At 73.5% G+C, this 543-nt stretch carries 1 protein-coding gene; it reads right to left on the reverse strand.

Translation table 11 applies throughout. From position 1 onward, the window contains the following. On the reverse strand, positions 1-543 hold a 543-nt coding region (locus KUM32_RS36855), incomplete at both ends, for a cation transporter (RefSeq protein ID WP_254406663.1).

The raw sequence follows: 543 nt of genomic DNA on the forward strand, positions 1-543 counted from the left end.
AAGAAGAGCGCGTACGTGGACCAGGAGAAGGCGGCGATGACGCCGAGCGAGACCAGCGTGTCCATGGTGGCCGCGCCGTGGCGCAGCCCGCGGGCCGCCCGTGCGTGGAAGGGCCACGAGCCCCAGGCGGCGACCGGCGTGGAGAGCACGAAGCACACCCACTGCCAGTTGCGGAACTGGAGGGCCGGGACCATCGAGATGACCAGCACCGGGATCGACAGCAGGGCCGTGATCAGCAGCCGGTCCCGCTCCTCGCGGGCGATGGCGGCCTTCTTCTTCTCCCGCTGGTCCTGCTGGTCCTGCGCGCCGTCGGCGTCCGGCTCCGCACGGTCGTCGCCCGTGGCGCCGCGCCCGGCCGAGGTCGGCACCGGCTCGGCGGTGTAGCCGGCCTTCTCGACGGTGGCCGTCAGCTCGGCCACGGAGACGCTCGCCGGGTGGGTGATGTGGGCGCGTTCGGTGGCGAGGTTGACGGTGGCGGTGACGCCTTCGAGGCGGCCGAGGCGCTTCTCGACGCGGCCGACGCAGGCGGCGCAGGTCATGCCG

Source organism: Streptomyces sp. AC627_RSS907, assembly GCF_019049165.1.